We start from the raw sequence: 17,551 nt of genomic DNA on the forward strand, positions 1-17,551 counted from the left end.
GCGTTCGTTCGGCTTCCGCGATCTTGCTGTGTTGCGCATGGCAGCGGCGTTCGAAGCGATGGCTTTGCCCTTGAAGCGCTTGCCGCGCTCGCCCATTCGATACGCCTGTCCGTGTTCCGGATGCTCGTGCAGGCCAGCCCCAGCGGACTTCCCGCCGGCCGCAGCGCCGAGTTGATGGAGATGCCGGCGTCATCGTTGTCCTTTCACGTCAAGGAAACACCGCGCCGGCCTGCTATCCCAGTCGCCAGGACTGGTCGCCCGATCATTTACATGGCCCCATTCCGAGACCATGAATGCGTTGCAGGCTTACCTCCCGGAAACCTGCGGCGGCGGCAAGCCGTGTTCCCCTGTATCGATCTGCTCTGTCGCCTCTGAGTCCCAGTCATGAAACGCCAATACACGGCCTGTATTGGAAATTGCACCCCACACGGGGCGACCACTCCTTCGCACGAGCGACTCGCGACGAGCACATCTGAACAGCACCTGAATCTCGATCTCGATGTCGTTCCCGACGAGGCGACTTGCGCCGCGCCGCGGATGCGGATGCGGATGCGGATGCGGGCTGGATTGCCTCGTTGTTTTGATCCTTTTGAGCATCTTATTGATCAAATATAGTCTCGAAATCCGTACCTGGTGGACCTAAAGTGGAGGCTCTTAACCACCTGACGAAAGATACCCATGACCAACGAAACCACCAGGACCAATGCCGTCATCGAATGCATCCTGAGCCGCAGCGCCGCCAAGTACTACGACCCTGCCGCCACCCTGAGCGACGACCAGGTCCGCGAGCTGGTGCGAATCGGCACCAGCGCGCCGACATCCTTCCACATGCAGAACTGGCGCTTCATCGCCGTGCGCTCGCCTGAAGCCAAGGCTCGGCTGAGTCCGATCGCTTGGAACCAGCCCGCGATCACCGAAGCGGCCGTTACCTTCATCGTCTGCGGCCAGTTGGCCGATTCGAGCGTAATACCAGATCGCCTGGCGCCGCTGGTGGAGGCGGGCGTCATGCCGGCAGAGATGGTGCCGGAATGGGAAATCCCCGCACGCAATCTGTATATGGACTACCCGCAGCGCCAGCGCGACGAGGCAGTACGCACCGGCACCTTCGGCGCGGCGGCGATGATCTACGCGGCCCGCTCGCTGGACCTGGGTTCGACGCCGATGATCGGTTTCGATGCCGAAGCGGTGCACCGCGAGTTCGGGCTGGCCGACGACGAAGTGCCGGTCATGCTGTTGTCCGTAGGGACAGAGCGCCCCGGAAACTGGCCGCAGAAGCCGCGCCGTCCGGTGGCAGATGTGTTGGATTTGGTTTAGGTGCGTCGCCGCGGCAGTGATTACGCCGGACGACTAAGCGGCTGCCAAGTGAGAGGCAAACACGCAAACACAAGGTACCTCCCACTTGAAGGCCTGACCAGCTTCGACCCAAGACCTGGGCACGAAGTAAGCCGAGGGATGGTTCCCACATGGACTATCCCCAATGAGTGAAACCAGTAACTTTACAGAGACTACGATGCCAAGAACTGCTGCTCTAAAGCCGGAACAGGTGCCGGCCGATTCGAAACCGACCCTCGATGCAATCACCAGGAACATCGGGTTCACCCCAAATATGATGGCGACTTTCGCGCAGAGCCCGATCGCGTTCAACTCATGGGCCACCCTGCTCGGCTCCTTGAGCAAGGCGCTCGACGTGAAGACGCGTGACAGCATCGGCCTCGCTGTCTCCGAAGTGAATGGCTGCAACTACTGCCTGACAGTTCACAGCTTTACGGCCGAGCATATGGCCAGGCTGCCGGCCGATGAAATCATTCTCGCTCGGAAGGGGCATGCCAGCGACCCGAAGCGCGACGCCGCCGTCCAGTTTGCCCGCAAAGTCATCGAGGCCCGCGGCAACGTCACTGACGCCGATCTGAAAGCCGTCCGCGAAGCCGGCTACACGGACGCGAACGTCATGGAGATCGTCGCGCTGGTCGCCATGTATTCCCTGACGAATTTCTTCAACAACGTGTTCGATCCCGAGAAGGACTTTCCCGCCGTGACGCCGGCTGGCTCGATCTGAACGCTATCCGGTCGCATCGATCCTCTCCGAAGGTGCTCGGAGGTTTGATGCGAACGTAACACGAAAACCCGGATGCACCCAGGCAAGAAGAGATCCATCCGGGCTTTTCGTATGACCCGACAAGTCAAGGAGAAAGAATGTGACACTCGATCACCCAATTTTCACGCGCTGGCCGGTGCAGTACCCCGATCGGCTGCAACTCTTTTTCTTACCGACGCCCAACGGCGTGAAGGTCGGCATCATGCTGGAGGATCAGGACTCGGTCGCGTATCGTCGTCCTCAGTGATCCTGGCGAGGTAGCGACAGATGGTTGCCGTCGAGCAGCCCGGCCGGTGCGCAACGTCTTTGACGTCGATGCGCACGCGAAGGAATCCCTTGCCGTCCAGTTCCCCCGACGGGCTTAGCGCGCTACGTGTCCGATCGGCTCGAGCACTGAGGCCATGAGCGTCGTACACCCGGTGTGCAATTGCAATATGATGCTTGAGGTTCAAGTTCCCGAGGTCCTATGTCCCAAGTCGACTGGCTGAGCCAACTGCTGCAAATGATCACCATCACTGGCCAGCTGGAGGTCCGTTGCGCCTATGGTGCGCCATGGCGTGTGGCCTGGCCTCAGTCCGCGGCGCACGAGATTCCCTACCACGTCGTGCTCAAGGGCCGGGCCATTATCGAGAGTCCGGAGACGGAGACGACCATGGAGCTGGTGGGTGGAGATATCGTGCTGTTGCCTCACGGGTCGGCGCACGTGCTGCACGATGGCAGCGGACATGCGCCGGGTCTTACCTACAATCGCCAAGGTTCTGCAGGATGGATGCTCAGCCAGAATGATGGCCAGGGCGAGCATCTGGACCTGTTGTGCGGACGATTCTTCATCGAGCCGCCCCATGATCGGCTGATTCACAATTATCTGCCCACGAATCTGGTGGTACGGGCCGTGGACGGCCATGGTGAAGAGGCCATCGGGTCCGCTTCGAACCACCTGGCCAGCCTCGTCGGGCTGATGCGCATGGAATCCGCCAGCGACAAACTGGGCGGATACGCCATGCTCAACGCGCTTACCTCGGCGCTGTTCACACTGGTACTGCGCGCAGCAAGCGAATCCGAGCAGGCCCCGGCAGGCTTGTTGGCGCTTGCCGGCCATCCACGACTGGCTCCGGCCATTTCAGCCATGTTCGCCGATCCGGCGCGACCCTGGAAACTGCCTGATCTGGCCGACTTGTGCAGCATGTCACGTGCCACCTTCATGCGGCACTTCCAGGACAAGCTGGGGCGTTCAGCCATCGAATTGCTGACCGATATCCGGATGAGCCTGGCCGCCAACGAACTGAAGAAGCCGACGATGACCACCGAGGCCGTGGCCGACTCAGTCGGGTATCGATCCGTGGCAGCGTTCCGGCGTGTGTTCACCGACACGATGGGAATGACGCCGGGGCAATGGCGCCGTCAGGCGCGCGCGGGCCAGTAATGCCCCCATTCGCTTTGCGCGAGCACCAGGCCTTCTTCCGCGTGTACGACTTCAATGCGTGGTGGCGGCTCGCGTTTAGCCTGTGTCGATTGCGCCATATCGGCCCACCTGCGTAATCAGATACCGTTAAACGCGCAGTGCCCGCCTCAGGATCTTTCCGGAGCCCGTCTTTGGCAAATCGTCCACGAATTCCACTAGTCGTGGGATCTTGTACGCGGCGAGGCGCGTCCTGCAGAAACTGCACCGAAGCGTGCCTCGACTTCGCGCATTTTCCCTATCGTAATGACAGATGTCTCGTCCTGACGTCTGCTGCTATGCTGCGTCCCTTGCCGAACGTGCGACCGATGCACTGTCGGGAAGCCTCCCTGCCGGCGCAGGTCTTTGGGGGACAAGTCCTTCCGCTGCGGCGGGATCGCCCAACACCAACCGCCGCCCGACCGGGAACAACTGCAGGCCGAAGCGTCGCGACAGATAGCCCCAGATGCCCTGCGGGAAGAACAGCGCGACAACAATGGCCACAATGCCCAGCCCGATCAGGTACCAGGTGCCGTAGTCGGACAGGAACTTGTTCAGCAGGAAGAAGATCAGCGCGCCGATGATGGGACCCTCCAGCGTGCCCAGCCCGCCGATCAGCACGATGAAGATGCCGAACGCGGTCCAGTTCACCGAGAACGCGGCATCGGGAGAAATGCGCAGGTTGCCAAGGAAGTAGAGGCCGCCGGCAAACGCGGTGCCACCCGCCGCGACCAGATACACCACGAGCCGCGCGCGCCGGACGTCGACGCCCTGGCTGCTGGCCGCCGCGGCATTGTCACGCATGGCGGTTAGCGCGAGCCCCGGCCTGGCGCGCAGGAACCAGTAGAGCAGCGCAATCCCGCCCGCGACCGCGGCCAGGGCCAGCCACAGCGTCAGCGATTCCCGTGTTGACCGGGGGATGCCTTGCAGCGCCGTCAGGCTGGTGCCCGAGCCACCGCCTAGCGCGGACACATTGGCCACGCTCAGCCGGAAGACTTCCGCGATGACCCAGGTGCCGACCGCGAAATAGCCGCCTTCGAGCCGGAACGCGATGCGCGAGACGGGCACCGCCACCAGCATGGCCAGGCCTGCACCGAGCGGCACCGCCAGGAACGGTGACACGCCGCAGTAATTGGCCAGTACCAGCATGGCATAGCCGCCGATGCCGAAGAATGCCTGCTGGCCGATCGACACCATGCCGCCGTAGCCGGCCAGCAAGTTCCACATCATGGCGAAGAGCAGGTAAGCGGCGATCTGCGTAAAATCGCGCAGCGTGTCGCGCCCGGCCCAGTACGGCATGCTGGCGATGACCACGGCGGCCAGCAGCAGGCCAAGCACCGCAAGCTTGCTGGCGCGCGTGGCGCGCCGCACTTCAAAGCCCTGCGAGGGGCTGTTTTCAGTTCTTTCCATCTCGGCACCTCTATGCAGTCTTTGGCAGCAAGCCCTGGGGTCTGGCGACAAGCACCGCCAGGAACATCACGTGGCCGAGCCAGATGCCCCAGCCTGGATCGAAGTAGAAACCCGCCTGCTGCGCCACGCCCAGCGCCATGCCGCCCAGGAAGGTGCCCCAGAATGAGCCCATGCCGCCGATGATCACGGCCTCGAACGCATACAACAGCAGCGCGGGCCCGTCGGACGGGGAAACCGCCGTGCGCATGGCGTAAAGCGCCGCCGCCACCGCGATCAGGACAAAAGCAATGGCCATGGCCAATGCATAGGTGCGCCGGTGCGACACGCCCACCAGTTGCACGGTCTCACGATCGTCGGAGGTGGCGCGGAATGCGCGTCCGAGTGCGGTCCTGCCAAACAGCCATTGCAGCGCAAACGTAACCGCCACCGTTGCCAGCAGGGTCAGCAGCGGCAGGTAGCCCACGTTGATGCCGCCGGGCAGCAACACGCCTTGCGACTCAAAGCCGCCCGTGGCAATGGCGCGCGGATCGGCTGAGAACAGCTCCTGCAACACGTTCTGGATCACGATTGACAGGCCAAAGGTCACCATCAGCGATGGCAGCGGGTCGCGGCTGCTGACACGGTTGAGCAGCACATACTGCAGCGCGTAGCCGGCGGCGAAGGCGATGGCCACCAGCAGCACGAGCGCCGCCATCAGCGGCAGGTGCGCCATGGCCGTCAGCGCGAACAGCACGAACACCAGCAGTACGATGAAATCGCCGTGCGCGATATTGGTCAGCCGCATCACGCCGAACACCAGCGACTGCCCCATGGCAAAGAGCGCGTACAGCGCGCCGAGCAGCACGCCCTGTACCAGGATGTTGATGAGCGTAGTCATGCCTGGACCCCGAAATAGGCCTGCGTGATCGCCTCGTCCGAAGCGCTGGCGGATTCGCCCTCCAGCGAGACGCGTCCCTCCTGGAAGCAGTAGAAGCGGGAGGAAACCTGGCGCGCCAGCCGCACGTCCTGCTCGACGATGATGGCGCTCATGCCATCGGCGACGATGGCCGGCAGCGCCGCATAGATTTCACGCACGATCACGGGCGCAAGGCCAAGCGAGAGTTCGTCGCACATCAGTAGCTCCGGGTTGCTCATCAGCGCGCGGCCGATTGCCACCATCTGCTGCTGCCCGCCCGACAGCGCGGCGGCCGGATGGTGGCGGCGCTCGCGCAACGCGGGGAATAGTTCGAGCACCGTTTCCAGGTTCCAGCGCCCAGGCCGGCCGCAGTATGCGCCGAGCTGCAAGTTCTCTTCCACGCTCAGGCTCGGGAACAGGCGCCTGCCCTCAGGCACCAGCGCAATGCCCTTGCCGACGATCCGGGCAGCTGGCAGGCTGCCGATCGGCGCGCCCTTGTAGATCACCTGCCCGGGCGCCGCGCGCAGCAGGCCGGCGATGGTCTTGAGGAAAGTTGACTTGCCCGCGCCATTGGCACCGATCAGCGCAATGACTTCGCCGGCGCCGACGGCAACGTCGATGCCGAAGAGCGCCTGGAAGTCGCCGTAGCCTGCGGTCAGGCCCTGCGTTTGAAGCAATGTGGTCATGGTCAGGCCTCCAGGCCAAGGTAGACGCGGCGGACTTCGGGGTTGTCCATGACCTCCCCTGGCGCGCCCTCGGCCAGCTTGCGGCCGAAGTTGATCACGAGAAGCCGGTCGGCCACGGCGAGCAAGGCATGCACCACGTGCTCGATCCAGACGATGCTGACTCCGGCCGCCTTCACCTGCCGGATTTCGTCAACCAGTTCATGCGTCTCCGGCTCAGTCAGGCCGCCGGCAATCTCGTCGAGCAGCAGCAGCCGGGGCTGCGTAGCCAGCGCGCGCGCCAGCTCCAGCCGCTTGCGGTCGAGCAGCGTCAGGCTGCCCGCCAGGCGGTTGGCCTTGGCCTTGAGCCCGGTGCGCGCCAGCACGTCCACGCACACGTCATAGGCAGCGCGCTCGGGCTTGCCCCCGCCAAAGGTGGCGCCCACAAGCAGGTTCTCGAACACTGTCATGCCGCCGAACGGGCGCGGCACCTGGTAGGAGCGGCCGATGCCCGCCACGCAGCGCCGGTGCGGCGGCAGGTGGCCGATCTGCGCGCCATTGAATGAGACAGATCCACTGTCGGCACGGACATCGCCGCTGATCAGGTTGAACAGCGTGGTCTTGCCCGCGCCGTTCGGGCCGAGGATGCCGTAGGTCTCGCCGGCCTGCACCGAGAAGCTGATATCGTCCGTGACTGTCAGCGCGCCAAAGCGCTTGGAGACCCGGTCAAGTTCCAGCACACTGCTCATGTTGAACTCCCCTATCGATCGCCGGATCAGCCGATCAGCTTCAGCGGACCGCTCAGCGGCACGCTCGGCGCGAGCTGGTTGCTGACGATGGCAAGGTCGAACTTGTGCTTCTGCCCCTTGACCCATTGCCCGCCCACCAGCGGCGTCTTGGCCACGTTCCTGACTGGGCCGCTGCCCCAGGCTACGTTGCCGACGATAGTGTTCAGCTTCGTTGCTGCCAGGGCGTCGCGGATGGCGGTGTTGGAATCGATGTCCCTGGCGCGCTTCAGCACATCGATGGCCACTTCGAACAGCGCATGGGCAAAGCCCAGCGGCTGGGTCCACTGCTTTCCGGTGGCTTTTTCGTAGTCGGCGGCAAGCTGCTGCGCTGACTGGCCGGTCACCGACGACTTGAACGGGTGCGACGGCGACCACCAGACCTCCGTCGACAAGCCGTTGCCCAGGTCGCCAAGCGCTTCGATGGCGCTGGGGAACAGCAAGGCCTTGCCGATCGAGATGACCTTGGGCTGAAATCCCTGCTGGCGCGCCTGCACGAGGAAGTTCTTGGCATCGGGCGGAATCACCACGCCGGTGATGATCTGCGCATTGGCCTGCCGAAACGCCGCGATCTGCGCCGAGAAGTCCTGCGTCATGCTCTGGAAGCGCCCGGGATCCTTGAGCGTAAAGCCCTTCTGCGCAAGCACAGGCGGAAAACCCACCTTGGCATCGCCCCAGGCATTGCCGTCGCCGTCATTCGGAAACAGGCCGCCCACAGCCTTGTTTGTCTGCACCGATTGCCACATGGCGGTGTAAACGCTGACGACATCTTCCAGCCCCCAGAAGAAGTGGTAGGTAAAGTCGAAACCCTTCTTCGGGTCGCCCTTGCGGCCGAAGAACCAGGGCTGCCACGGCACGACGGTGGACACGCACGGTGTCTCGTTCAGCTCGCACGCATCGCACACCGGGTTGGCGGTTTCCGGCGTCCCTGAGACCAACATGATGTCGACCTTGTCCTTCAGGATCAGGTCGCTCGCCACCTCGCCTGCGCGGTTCGGGTTCGACTGGCTGTCCTTCACCAGAATGCTGACCGGGTAATTCTTGCCGCCGGCCGTGGTGCCGTTCTTCAGCGCGGCTTGCATCTGCTGGATCATGTAGCGGTCGGCCTCGCCGAACGCCGCAAGTGGCCCCGTCTGTGGCGAGACGTAGCCGATTTTCAGGGTGCGGCTTCCCGCTGCCCGCACCCATGGCGAAAGCAGCGGCGTGGCCGCGGCAACGGCGCTGCCGGCCGCCAGCTTCACGAGGGTGCGGCGCTTTCCGCTGAACTGATGCGCATCCATGGTTTCCTGTCTCCTGTCGTTGTATTAGGGAAAACGCTTCCCTGCGGGGCCAGTTGCGCTGGCTCCGTCCTGCGGGGCTGACTGCCCCTTGCTGCTTGCGTGTGAAGGTTTCGCCCGCCTGCGCGGACGCTATCCGGTCAGGGCACGGCGGGCATGCCCAGTGCGCATTGCACTTCGCCGTCGACCACCCGGATCGCAACGGGCGTCAGCGCGGCGCCGGCACAGGGGCCTTCGATGCAGTAGCCATCCTCGAAGCGGAACAGCGCGCTGTGGTGGGCGCACATCAGCACTTGCGCGTCATAGGTAGGCACATCGCCCGGCGCATATTCCAGGCACACCGAGAAATGCGGGCAGCGATTGATATAGGCCCACGCCTGGGGGCCTCGGCGGACCACCACGACGGCTGAGGTGCCATCGAAGCGATCGGCTTCGACCACGTGCGCGCCGCCATCCGGCACGGCATCGAGGCGGCACAGAAAGACGCGGTCCATGGCCTACACCCGGCGCTCGGGGTTGCCCAGGCTCCAGTCCCACGGGCGGATCTCGATGCGCTCGAACAGGCCCGCGTGCATATAGGGGTCCTCTAGCAAGAAGCGCTCGACGTCCTCGAGGCGCTCTGCCTCGACCACCAGCAGCGTGCCGTTCATTGCATCGTCGTGCGCATCCAGCGTCGGCCCGCCCAGGCGCACGAAGACGCTCTGTGAGGCGGCAGCACGCAGGTAGGCGCGGTGGGCCGGGCGCATGCGTTCGCGCACGGCACGCATGCCGGGCTTGTCGGTGGCGAAAATGGCGTAGAAGCGTGACATGGTGCTCACCGTGGCTCGAGGACGAAGTCGTAGCGCGCCTCCCGGAACGGACCGTCAAGGCCGAAGCGCCGCGCCAGCGGATGATCGGCGGCGCGTTCCTCGTATGCGACCCGCAGCGAAGGCTTGACGCCGAACACGGCATCCGAATCGAGATAGGGATCGCCCTGGTTGAACAGGTGCGTCACCAGCTTGCGATGGCCCGGCGCGTCGATCATGAAGTGCAGGTGCGCCGGCCGCCACGGATGGCGGTTGGTGGCAGCGAGCATGCGGCCGACCGGGCCGTCGGTGGGAATCGGGTAACTGACCGGCACGATGGTGCGTATCGCGTAGTAGCCGTCGGCATCAGTGTGATAGCGGCCGCGCAGGTTGCCGACAGGCTGCGCCGTGTCCTGGCCCGAGTACATGCCGTTCTCCGCGGTCTGCCAGATATCAAGCACGGCGCCGCGCAGTGGCGCGCCGTTGGTGTCGCGCACATAGCCGTGCACCACCGCAGGCGTGCCGGGTGTAACGGCCATGTTTTCGCCGCAGCTACGCTCAGGCATGCCGGCGATATAGAACGGCCCGAACACGGTGGTATCGGTGGCGCCGACGGACTGCCGGTGGTTGATGGCGTCGACCAGCATGGAAATGCCCAGCGTATCGGACAGCAGGATGAATTCCTGCCGCACCAGGCCATCGCACATCTTGCCGGTATCGGTCAGGAATCGGATCGCGGCAAACCATTCCTCCTCGGTCGGTTCCACTTCGCGGACGTAGGCGTGCAGGTGCCGCACGAGCGCCTGCATCAGCGCTTTCAGGCGCGCGTCGGGTGTGTCGGCAAAGCGCGCCACTACCTGATCGGCAAGCGCCGCCTCGACAGCCGTGTGGGGCGTGTTCATCGTTGTCTCCCGGTGATTGGCGGGTTGCGGACCACCTTGCGGCTTATCCGGGCAAAACCGTTGGTTTTCCGGACGCCTTGGCCGAGCCACCGTCAGGCCGGCATCCCGCCGCGCCAGGCACGGCCCAGCAGCGCAAGGATGGGCGCGCGCTCGACCGGCGCCGGATTGTCGATTCCTCCGCCATCAGGCTGATGATCGGGTTCGCATCCTGGGCATACAGGGCTTCCACGGCATGCGCCATCGCGTTCATGCCGGACGCGGCGGAAATATCGGCGGGCAGCGACAACGTGACGAGGCGGACCACCTCATCGGGCAGTTGCGCCAGCGCGCCCTGCCCGAACACGACGCGCGACGGCGCGGACTGGTAGACAAAGGATTCCATCATCGCCTCCCAGCCTCTCAGCGCTTGAAGTGGGGCGGCACCACGGCGTCCACATTGACCCAGACCGAGCGCGCCTCGGTGTAGTCGTGCATGGCCTCGAAGCCCATCTCGCGGCCGTAGCCCGACTGGCCCACGCCGCCAAAGGGGCTGCCCGGGTTGACGCGCTTGTAGCAGTTGATCCAGCACATGCCAGCCTGGATGGCGCCTGCCACCTTGTGGGCACGGGCAAGGTCGCGTGTCCACAGGCCGCTGCCGAGACCGTATTCCGTGGCATTTGCAATGGCCAGTGCCTCGTCGTCGCTGCCGAAACGCAGCACGGTGACAAATGGGCCGAACACCTCTTCCTGCGCCACGCGATCGTGCGGCCTGGCCTCGACAATGGTCGGTTCGACGTAGTAGCCGCCCGACAGCCCGGCACTTGCCGGCGCCTTGCCGCCGGTCAGCACACGCGCACCCTGTTCGCGCGCGATGTCCACATAGGCCAATACGCGGTCGCGGTGTTGTGCAGAGGTGAGCGGCCCCATCTCGGTTTCCGGATCGAGCGGATTGCCCAGACGGATCGAGCCGGCCAGGGTGCCGAAGCGTTCGAGGAATTCGTCCGCGATACGCTCATGCAGCATCAGGCGCGAACCTGCAATGCAGGCCTGCCCCTGGTTGTGGAAGATGGCCCAGGCGGCGCCATTGACAGCGGCATCGAGGTTCGCGTCCTCGAACACGATGTTGGCGCCCTTGCCGCCCAGTTCGAGTTGCACGCGCTTGAGATTGCCCTTGGACGCTTCGACAATGCGGCGGCCCGTGGCCGTGGAACCGGTGAACGCGATCTTGCCCACGCCCGGGTGCTCGGCCAGGCGTTGCCCGGCTGTGTGGCCGTAGCCCGGCACCACATTGACCACACCCTCCGGAAAGCCGACTTCGGCCATCAGCTCGGCAATGCGCAGCGAGGACAGCGGCGTGAGTTCCGAGGGCTTGATCACCACGGTATTGCCCGCAGCAAGCGCCGGGCCCATCTTCCAGCTGGTGAACATCAGCGGAAAATTCCATGGCACGATCTGGCCGACCACGCCGATGGGCGCGCGCTGCACGTAGTTGAGGAAGCCGGTCTCCACCGGAATCACCGAGCCCTGCAGCTTGTCGGCCATGCCGCCGAAATAGCGGAAGCACGCCGCCGTGCGCGGCACGTCCAGCGCGCGCGAATCGCGGATCGGGTGGCCCGTGTCCAGCGATTCAAGCTGCGCCAACGCTTCGGCGTTGGCTTCGATCTTGTCGGCGAGCTTGAGCAGCAGGCGTCCGCGCTCGGCCGCCGCCGTGCGCGACCAGGCCGGGAAGGCGCGGGTGGCGGCTTCCACCGCGACGTCCACGTCCGCGGCTTCCGCTGCGGCGATGGCTGTGATCACGCTGCCGTCGTGCGGGTTCAGCACGTCGATGGTCCCGCCGCCCAGGGCATCGACAAAGCGACCGTTGATAAATAGCTTGTTCTGCATGATGTGTCGTGTTCTTGAAGTCGTTCGGGATGAGCGTCGGAACCCGACCGTTAGAATTCGACGGGATAGGGCTTCAGCTCGCCGCTTTCGTAGCGCTTGGGCAGGTTCGGCGTGGCGTTCTCCCACACCAGCAGCATCGAGCGCTTGGTCGAGTAGCCCTGGTGGCGGATATCGGCGGGCATGGCGCAGATGTCGCCGGCGCGGGCGGTGATGCGGGCCCGCGGGGCGCCGGTGTTCTTGTCGCCGATGTCCCAGATGATCTCGTCGGACAGTTGCAGGAACCACTCGACACGGTCGTTGCCGTGGAAAACCGGCAGGATGAATTCCTCGGTGGTGGGGCAGAACAGGCTCTGCCCGCACACGGAGGTCACCGATGGGTTCCAGGTCACGTCCGAACGCGACAGGTACTTGAACAGGTTGAAGGCATGGAGCTGTCCTTCGAAGCCCGGCTCCACATGTACCTCCGGCTCGTCCTGCGGCACGTCCAGGAACGCGCGGTTGACCGGCAGGTCGTCGCGCAGCGGGGAATCGTCCGGCAGGCCCGGCATGCGGCGCGTGGCGATGCGCGTGCGCTCGATGGCGGCGCCATTCTCGCCGTGCTTGGAGCCGAAGGCCGTGCCGGTTTCCTCGGGCGCGGCAAACGGATCGAAGCCTTCGTTGGTCCAGTCATGCAGAATGGCCTTGAAGGTGGCCATGATCAGCGGCGTGTCGAAGGTCTCGGTATAGTCCACGCCGGCCTCCTTCATCACGCCGTTAAAGGCACCCGCGTAGACATCCACCTTGCCATAGTGGTTGCGCGTGCCGAAGACATGGTCGAAGTTGACCCAGCCGTAGAAGAAGCCCCAGGCGACATCGCGCATCAGCGCGCGCAGGAAGGCATCGGCGGGAATTGCATGGGTGCGGGTCTGGCCGCCGGACGGCCACTGGATGGTGGCAAAGTAGGCATCGCGCGAGAAGCGGAAGGCGCCGAGCGTGAAGCTGCGGTAGCCGGTAACGGCGTCTGGCGTGCTTGCCTGCACCTTGTCGGCGGCAAAGCCTTGGGCAAGGGTTTCGGGCTTATCAGCGAGGTCGAGCATGGCCATGGTGGAGCTCCTGGAAAAACCGTGGATCGGATGCGGGTTCGGGTGCGTCAGTGGAAGGCGCAAAGCAGATCAGTGCAGGCAGATCTCGGCCCACTTCTCCACCGAGAGCGCACCTAGCTTGCTCTGCAGCAGCAGCGTGCACGCCTTGTCCGCGCTGAAGCGGTAGGCGCATCCGGCCGGCAGCAGGCTCTGATGGCCCTGGCGCAGCACCACATGGCCCATCTTGCGGCCGGCGGGCTCCACCAGCACGGCGCCGTCAGCTTGCGCAGGGGCCTGGTCCAGCGCGATGAAGTCGATGCGCACTTCGCCGTCCATGGCAATCGCGAATTCGTCATGCGCGCAGGCAAACCATGGCGACTGTCCGTCGGCGCGCGCGGTTTCAACCACGTATTCCAGGTTCTTGCCGACCACGACCCTTTCGTACGGCACCGATTTCGCGGCGACTTCAAAGACGTTGGAAAACACATAGTGTCGGGCATCGCCCTGCGTGACTTCGATGCCGCCCTTCTGGTAGTTGCCGAGCGAGCCGAATACGGTCTTGTACGCGGTCTTGGATACGGTGTTCATCGCGACTGTCTCCTGATGTTGTCAGTGGATCGTGGAGACACGATAGTGGCTATCGCATTGCAACAACAATCGTGAAATCGGCGAATGCGGCCTTCGCAAAAACGGAGGAATTGCCGCGCAAGCGCTCAGCTCACCCACCCGCGCGCGAGCAACGGCACATCCCACTCCGGCTCTCCGGCAAGGCGCTCAGCAAGGAACTCCACGAGCATTTTGACCTTGATGGCCTGGCGCTGTGTGGTCGGATAGACGGCGGCGAAGGAGAACGGTGCCAACTTGTAATCCGTCAGCACTGGTAGCAGCCGCCCGCTCCGCAGAGCTTCGCTGGCAACCAACGTGGGCAGGCAGACAATGCAGGCGCCGGACTCGGCGTAGTCGCGCAGCAGGTGCACGGAATTGGAGCGAACCTGTCCTGGCAGTTCGAGCGACACCGATTCGTCGCCACGCGTAAACGCCCAGCGGTTGCGTGACGGATATCCGGCGTAGAGCGCCGTCGTATGGTCAAGCAGGTCTGTGGGCACCACCGGCACGCCGTGCCGCTCGAGGTATTCCGGCGTGGCGCAGAACAGCCGCCGCACGGGGAACAGGCGCCGCTCAATCAGCAGGCTTGATATCGGCGGGAAGATCTGGAAGGCTACATCGAAACCTTCCTCGATCGGATCAACTACGCGGTCGCTAACGATAATGTCGAGCTGAATACCGCCGTAGCGCTGCATGAAGCCATTGAGGAGCTCGCCAAAATGCCCGATCGCGTAGCCGGGCAGCATGTGGATGCGCAGCCGGCCAGTGGGCGTCCCCTTAAGGTCGCGCATCTGGTCAGTGAGGCTGTTCAGTTGCGCCACCGCTTCGGCGCATTCTTTGTAGTACGCCTCACCAAGCTCGGACAGGCGCACATGGCGGGTGTTGCGGTGGAAGAGCGGTGCGCCGACGAACTTCTCCAGCTGCTGCACGCGGCTGGTGACAATGGACCCGGCGACTCCCAACTGGCGCGCAGCTTCGGCGAAGCTGCAGGTTTCCGCCACGCGCACGAAGGCCTCGATGGCAATAAAGTGGTTCATATTGTCTCCGACGGCGGCGGGTCTGCACGCCCGCTTTTACTCGATTTTCCAGAATAATATGGCTCGACCGAGCGGCCGATTATTTGAAATTCGGAGCAATCTGATCGGATTAGCCGATATTGGCGGAGGCGGTATTAGAGCGCTTTGGCAAAGGCCTGGGCAGCCTTCGCCAGCACATCGGCAAGGCGTCGAGTGGCAGGACCAGTCACTACCGGTTGACTGTGGACGAGATAGAGCACCACGTGCCGGATGCGGCCTTCACGCAGCGGCAGTGGCTGCACCGCGCCTTGCTCCAGCGGCCCGGTCACCAGGTGCGCTGGCAGCCAGGCAAAGCCTAGCCCGCCAGCCACCAGCATGCGCATGGATTCCATATTGCTCACCGTCCAGCGCAGCGTGGCGCCGAGCCAGCCATCATCGCGCGGATTGGCGTGACCGGAGTCGCGCAGCACCACCTGCATCTCGTGGCTCAGGTCTTCGGCGGTTAACTCGCGGCCAAGCCGGTGTAGCCGGTGGTCGCGATGGGCAACGGCGATGAACGGGATGTCCACCAGCCGCTCGCCGAAATGTCCAGTCGGGACCCGCGTGCCAACGGCCAGATCGACCTGCCGCTCCAGCAGTGCCTGGTCAGCGCCGGAGAGCACCACTTCTGTCAGGTGTACGCGCGTCTGCGGCGCAAATCCCGCGAACTCCTTCAGTGCCGATAGCAGCAGCGTTGGAGGCAGTGCGGCGTCCACCGCCAGCCTGACTTCTGCCTCCCAGCCTTGCTGCAGGTTGTCGGCCAGCTGTTCCAGACGGCAGGCACCATCCAGCAATTCGTTGGCGCGCGCAAGCAGTGCCGCCCCGTTTTCAGTCAGCTTGGCCTTGCGGCCTTCGATAGAGAATAACTCCACGCCGAGCTGCTCTTGCAGCCGGGCCACCATATAGCTCACTGAAGACTGGCTTCTGTGCAGCACCTCTGCCGCTTGCGCATAGCCGCCATGCTCGACAATAGCCTGCACCACGCGCCATTGCTCAAGGGTGGTTCGCGGCATGTTCATGACAGTAGGGCTCCTGCATTGGTCTGCATGATCGCGTCAGCCCCGTTTCCCGCCAAAGTTGTTGTTGTACCGTTCACGTACAACATCCCGACTCTTAAACCTTCAGGAGCATAAGCACCACCGAGGAACTGTGGAATCACGTGTTCGAGGGCTAGCCCAGACAAATACTTCGTCTGCCGACAATAGAGGCCACACTTCATCATACTGCGGTCCTGTTGGTAACCGGCAGCTATCCGACCCGGAAAAACTCCACGCTTTGCCCCGCATTGACCGCCCGCCGCAGCCAGTCCGGCATATCCCCGGTCCCGTCCCAACTGTGGCCCGCGGCATCGCGGTAGCAGACCACAGGCGGTGGCGCGGGTGCGGGTGGAGGCGGCGGTGGGGGCGGCGGCGGCGGATCAAAGCACCCTGCCTCCCGCAGTTCCTCCATGGTCAGGTCGTAGTCGGCCATCTGGTCCCGGATCCAGCGGATCGCCGCCGCCCGCTCAGTTCTTACTGTCATCGTTTTGGTTGTCGTTGCCGTCGCTGCCATCTTCCGGGTTCGAGGCGGTAGGCGCCCCGTGCTCGTCGGCTGGCGTTTCATTGGGTGCTTCGCTATCGGTCGGTGCCGGGCCGGCGGATTTGCGCCGCCGTTCCCGCTCGCGCGGCAGGCGCAATTCTGCCAGCAGCTGGCGCGCGAGCGCCGCCTCGGCTTCGGCGCGCTCGGCCCGGCGCTGCGCCGCGGTGAGGTCCGCCTGCACCGTGGCCAGATCGTTGGCCGATTTGCGCTCGGCGGCGTCGGCGGCCGCGAGCCGCGTGGTGAGTTGCTCGGTGAGCGCCGTGACCTGGGTCTCGAGCCGGGCCCGGGCCTCGGCCTGCGCCACCGCCGCGTCGCGGGCTTCGCCGCGTGCCGCCGCCAGTTCCGTGCGCAGCTCCTCGGTGGCACGCTCGCTCTTCTGGCGCACGGTGCGCTCCTGATCCAGCTCTCGCAGTGCCCTCCGCTCGCTGGCCTCGGCCCGCTCCTGGGCAATGGCCACCTGCTCGCGGGCCCGCTCGAGCTCGGTCGAGAATTGGGTCCGCAGCTCTGCCAGCTGCCGGCCCGCCGCCTCCAGCTCTGCCCTGCCCGCTTCCAGCCGGGCCTGGGTGGCGGCGTGTGCCTGCCGCTCCGCCGCCAGCGCGGCCTGACTTTCCTCGATGGCCTGTCGCGCGGCATCCAGCTGCGCGACCAGCGTCGCGGCTTCCTCGCGTGCGAGCGCGGTCTCGGCCCGCGCCGCATCACGCTCGGCTTCGGCCGCGCTGGACGCCGCGCGAGCCTCGGCGCGCAGCGTGGCGAGTTCGGCGGTGGCGGCCTCGTTGGCCGCCTGCCAGATGGTCTGCACCGCGCCGGCCGCAATGTCCTTCAACGCCTGCGGCAGGTCCGGATGGTCGATGGTGACGCGGGTGCGCCCGCGCAGTTCCTGCCAGAACGCCTGCAGCACCTCGGCGGGCGTGCCCATACTGCCCTTGCGCACCAGCTGATAGAGCTTGTTGGCGGTGGGCGTGATGCCGTAGCGGAAGAACAGCAGGCCGCAGACCTCACGGTAGAGCGCGCGGGTCTCGGGGAAACGGCCGCGCAGCTCGGCAATATCGTCGGCCATGGCGGCCTGCAGCGCAGCGTCGGTCAACTCGGGGTCGGCGGAGGCCATCGGGTAACAAAGTGAATTTCGATTGATAAATATT

Annotated in this window: 19 protein-coding genes and 3 pseudogenes; 5 read left to right on the forward strand and 17 right to left on the reverse strand. The window is 64.7% G+C overall.

All coding sequences use genetic code 11. From position 1 onward, the window contains the following. Positions 1-99 precede the first annotated feature (99 nt). The 5 genes and pseudogenes from J8I34_RS34855 (at position 100) to J8I34_RS25525 (ending at position 3,518) form a co-directional block, all read left to right on the forward strand. Positions 100-388, forward strand: a pseudogene (locus J8I34_RS34855) (ArsR/SmtB family transcription factor). Between the two features lie 290 nt (positions 389-678). After that, complete coding sequence (locus J8I34_RS25510) at positions 679-1,314, forward strand: nitroreductase family protein (RefSeq protein ID WP_029048856.1); 636 nt, start codon at positions 679-681, stop codon at positions 1,312-1,314. 196 nt (positions 1,315-1,510) lie between these two features. Next, the gene (locus J8I34_RS25515; protein WP_029048857.1) at positions 1,511-2,056 is read left to right on the forward strand and encodes a carboxymuconolactone decarboxylase family protein; all 546 of its coding nucleotides are present in this window, start codon (positions 1,511-1,513) and stop codon (positions 2,054-2,056) included. 139 nt (positions 2,057-2,195) lie between these two features. Further along, positions 2,196-2,309, forward strand: a pseudogene (locus J8I34_RS25520) (glutathione S-transferase); the annotation flags it as partial. Positions 2,310-2,561: 252 nt separating this feature from the next. After that, the gene (locus J8I34_RS25525; protein WP_209807275.1) at positions 2,562-3,518 is read left to right on the forward strand and encodes an AraC family transcriptional regulator; all 957 of its coding nucleotides are present in this window, start codon (positions 2,562-2,564) and stop codon (positions 3,516-3,518) included. Between the two features lie 126 nt (positions 3,519-3,644). On the opposite strand, the gene J8I34_RS35300 is transcribed toward J8I34_RS25525, so the two are convergent. From J8I34_RS35300 to J8I34_RS25610, 17 genes and pseudogenes are all read right to left on the reverse strand, one after another. After that, positions 3,645-3,809, reverse strand: a complete 165-nt coding sequence (locus J8I34_RS35300; RefSeq protein WP_500784437.1) for an AMP-binding enzyme — start codon at positions 3,807-3,809, stop codon at positions 3,645-3,647. 21 nt (positions 3,810-3,830) lie between these two features. Further along, positions 3,831-4,943, reverse strand: coding sequence for a branched-chain amino acid ABC transporter permease (locus J8I34_RS25535; protein WP_209807276.1), 1,113 nt, complete (start codon positions 4,941-4,943; stop codon positions 3,831-3,833). 10 nt (positions 4,944-4,953) lie between these two features. Continuing rightward, entirely contained in the window at positions 4,954-5,820 is an 867-nt protein-coding gene (locus tag J8I34_RS25540) for a branched-chain amino acid ABC transporter permease (protein WP_209807277.1), read from the reverse strand. Then, the gene (locus J8I34_RS25545; protein WP_209807278.1) at positions 5,817-6,524 is read right to left on the reverse strand and encodes an ABC transporter ATP-binding protein; all 708 of its coding nucleotides are present in this window, start codon (positions 6,522-6,524) and stop codon (positions 5,817-5,819) included. Before J8I34_RS25545 ends, J8I34_RS25540 begins: the two co-directional genes overlap by 4 nt. 2 nt (positions 6,525-6,526) lie before the next feature. Further along, a complete protein-coding gene (locus J8I34_RS25550) occupies positions 6,527-7,249 on the reverse strand; it encodes an ABC transporter ATP-binding protein (RefSeq protein WP_209807279.1) in 723 nt (240 codons plus the stop codon). 26 nt (positions 7,250-7,275) lie between these two features. Further along, on the reverse strand, positions 7,276-8,565 hold the full coding sequence (locus J8I34_RS25555) for an ABC transporter substrate-binding protein (RefSeq protein ID WP_209807280.1): 1,290 nt from the start codon (positions 8,563-8,565) through the stop codon (positions 7,276-7,278). A 137-nt stretch (positions 8,566-8,702) separates the two neighbouring features. Continuing rightward, entirely contained in the window at positions 8,703-9,056 is a 354-nt protein-coding gene (locus tag J8I34_RS25560; protein WP_209807281.1) for a Rieske (2Fe-2S) protein, read from the reverse strand. A gap of 3 nt (positions 9,057-9,059) precedes the next feature. Continuing rightward, the gene (locus J8I34_RS25565; RefSeq protein ID WP_209774444.1) at positions 9,060-9,371 is read right to left on the reverse strand and encodes a YciI family protein; all 312 of its coding nucleotides are present in this window, start codon (positions 9,369-9,371) and stop codon (positions 9,060-9,062) included. A gap of 5 nt (positions 9,372-9,376) precedes the next feature. Continuing rightward, positions 9,377-10,249 (reverse strand): intradiol ring-cleavage dioxygenase, encoded by an 873-nt coding sequence (locus J8I34_RS25570; protein WP_209807282.1) that lies wholly within the window; start codon positions 10,247-10,249, stop codon positions 9,377-9,379. A gap of 133 nt (positions 10,250-10,382) precedes the next feature. After that, positions 10,383-10,541 (reverse strand): annotated as a pseudogene (locus J8I34_RS34860) (maleylacetate reductase); the annotation flags it as partial. A gap of 107 nt (positions 10,542-10,648) precedes the next feature. Beyond that, the gene (locus J8I34_RS25580; RefSeq protein WP_209807283.1) at positions 10,649-12,112 is read right to left on the reverse strand and encodes an aldehyde dehydrogenase family protein; all 1,464 of its coding nucleotides are present in this window, start codon (positions 12,110-12,112) and stop codon (positions 10,649-10,651) included. Positions 12,113-12,162: 50 nt separating this feature from the next. Beyond that, positions 12,163-13,188, reverse strand: coding sequence for a hydroxyquinol 1,2-dioxygenase (locus tag J8I34_RS25585; RefSeq protein ID WP_371748135.1), 1,026 nt, complete (start codon positions 13,186-13,188; stop codon positions 12,163-12,165). Positions 13,189-13,263: 75 nt separating this feature from the next. Further along, the gene (locus J8I34_RS25590; RefSeq protein WP_209807284.1) at positions 13,264-13,761 is read right to left on the reverse strand and encodes a cupin domain-containing protein; all 498 of its coding nucleotides are present in this window, start codon (positions 13,759-13,761) and stop codon (positions 13,264-13,266) included. 125 nt (positions 13,762-13,886) lie between these two features. Beyond that, positions 13,887-14,816: a LysR family transcriptional regulator gene (locus tag J8I34_RS25595; RefSeq protein ID WP_209774451.1), complete on the reverse strand. Its 930-nt coding sequence runs from the start codon at positions 14,814-14,816 to the stop codon at positions 13,887-13,889. Positions 14,817-14,950: 134 nt separating this feature from the next. After that, positions 14,951-15,853: a LysR family transcriptional regulator gene (locus tag J8I34_RS25600; protein WP_209807285.1), complete on the reverse strand. Its 903-nt coding sequence runs from the start codon at positions 15,851-15,853 to the stop codon at positions 14,951-14,953. 229 nt (positions 15,854-16,082) lie between these two features. Next, positions 16,083-16,355, reverse strand: coding sequence for an H-NS family nucleoid-associated regulatory protein (locus tag J8I34_RS25605; RefSeq protein ID WP_209807286.1), 273 nt, complete (start codon positions 16,353-16,355; stop codon positions 16,083-16,085). Then, positions 16,339-17,517, reverse strand: coding sequence for a DNA-binding protein (locus J8I34_RS25610; RefSeq protein WP_209807287.1), 1,179 nt, complete (start codon positions 17,515-17,517; stop codon positions 16,339-16,341). Before J8I34_RS25610 ends, J8I34_RS25605 begins: the two co-directional genes overlap by 17 nt. Positions 17,518-17,551: the final 34 nt, after the last annotated feature.

Source organism: Cupriavidus phytohabitans, assembly GCF_017815025.1.
Classification (GTDB): Bacteria; Pseudomonadota; Gammaproteobacteria; order Burkholderiales; family Burkholderiaceae; genus Cupriavidus.

What these genes read in the sequence shown, in the direction of transcription:
- J8I34_RS25515 (WP_029048857.1), top strand. Translation starts at nt 1,511, where the DNA reads ATGCCAAGAACTGCTGCTCTAAAGCCGGAACAGGTGCCGGCCGATTCG.
- J8I34_RS25555 (WP_209807280.1), bottom strand. Translation starts at nt 8,565, where the DNA reads ATGGATGCGCATCAGTTCAGCGGAAAGCGCCGCACCCTCGTGAAGCTG.
- J8I34_RS25595 (WP_209774451.1), bottom strand. Translation starts at nt 14,816, where the DNA reads ATGAACCACTTTATTGCCATCGAGGCCTTCGTGCGCGTGGCGGAAACC.
- J8I34_RS25600 (WP_209807285.1), bottom strand. Translation starts at nt 15,853, where the DNA reads ATGAACATGCCGCGAACCACCCTTGAGCAATGGCGCGTGGTGCAGGCT.
- J8I34_RS25570 (WP_209807282.1), bottom strand. Translation starts at nt 10,249, where the DNA reads ATGAACACGCCCCACACGGCTGTCGAGGCGGCGCTTGCCGATCAGGTA.
- J8I34_RS25585 (WP_371748135.1), bottom strand. Translation starts at nt 13,188, where the DNA reads ATGCTCGACCTCGCTGATAAGCCCGAAACCCTTGCCCAAGGCTTTGCC.
- J8I34_RS25580 (WP_209807283.1), bottom strand. Translation starts at nt 12,112, where the DNA reads ATGCAGAACAAGCTATTTATCAACGGTCGCTTTGTCGATGCCCTGGGC.
- J8I34_RS25525 (WP_209807275.1), top strand. Translation starts at nt 2,562, where the DNA reads ATGTCCCAAGTCGACTGGCTGAGCCAACTGCTGCAAATGATCACCATC.
- J8I34_RS25565 (WP_209774444.1), bottom strand. Translation starts at nt 9,371, where the DNA reads ATGTCACGCTTCTACGCCATTTTCGCCACCGACAAGCCCGGCATGCGT.
- J8I34_RS25605 (WP_209807286.1), bottom strand. Translation starts at nt 16,355, where the DNA reads ATGACAGTAAGAACTGAGCGGGCGGCGGCGATCCGCTGGATCCGGGAC.
- J8I34_RS25535 (WP_209807276.1), bottom strand. Translation starts at nt 4,943, where the DNA reads ATGGAAAGAACTGAAAACAGCCCCTCGCAGGGCTTTGAAGTGCGGCGC.
- J8I34_RS25610 (WP_209807287.1), bottom strand. Translation starts at nt 17,517, where the DNA reads ATGGCCTCCGCCGACCCCGAGTTGACCGACGCTGCGCTGCAGGCCGCC.
- J8I34_RS25550 (WP_209807279.1), bottom strand. Translation starts at nt 7,249, where the DNA reads ATGAGCAGTGTGCTGGAACTTGACCGGGTCTCCAAGCGCTTTGGCGCG.
- J8I34_RS25560 (WP_209807281.1), bottom strand. Translation starts at nt 9,056, where the DNA reads ATGGACCGCGTCTTTCTGTGCCGCCTCGATGCCGTGCCGGATGGCGGC.
- J8I34_RS25540 (WP_209807277.1), bottom strand. Translation starts at nt 5,820, where the DNA reads ATGACTACGCTCATCAACATCCTGGTACAGGGCGTGCTGCTCGGCGCG.
- J8I34_RS25510 (WP_029048856.1), top strand. Translation starts at nt 679, where the DNA reads ATGACCAACGAAACCACCAGGACCAATGCCGTCATCGAATGCATCCTG.
- J8I34_RS25545 (WP_209807278.1), bottom strand. Translation starts at nt 6,524, where the DNA reads ATGACCACATTGCTTCAAACGCAGGGCCTGACCGCAGGCTACGGCGAC.
- J8I34_RS25590 (WP_209807284.1), bottom strand. Translation starts at nt 13,761, where the DNA reads ATGAACACCGTATCCAAGACCGCGTACAAGACCGTATTCGGCTCGCTC.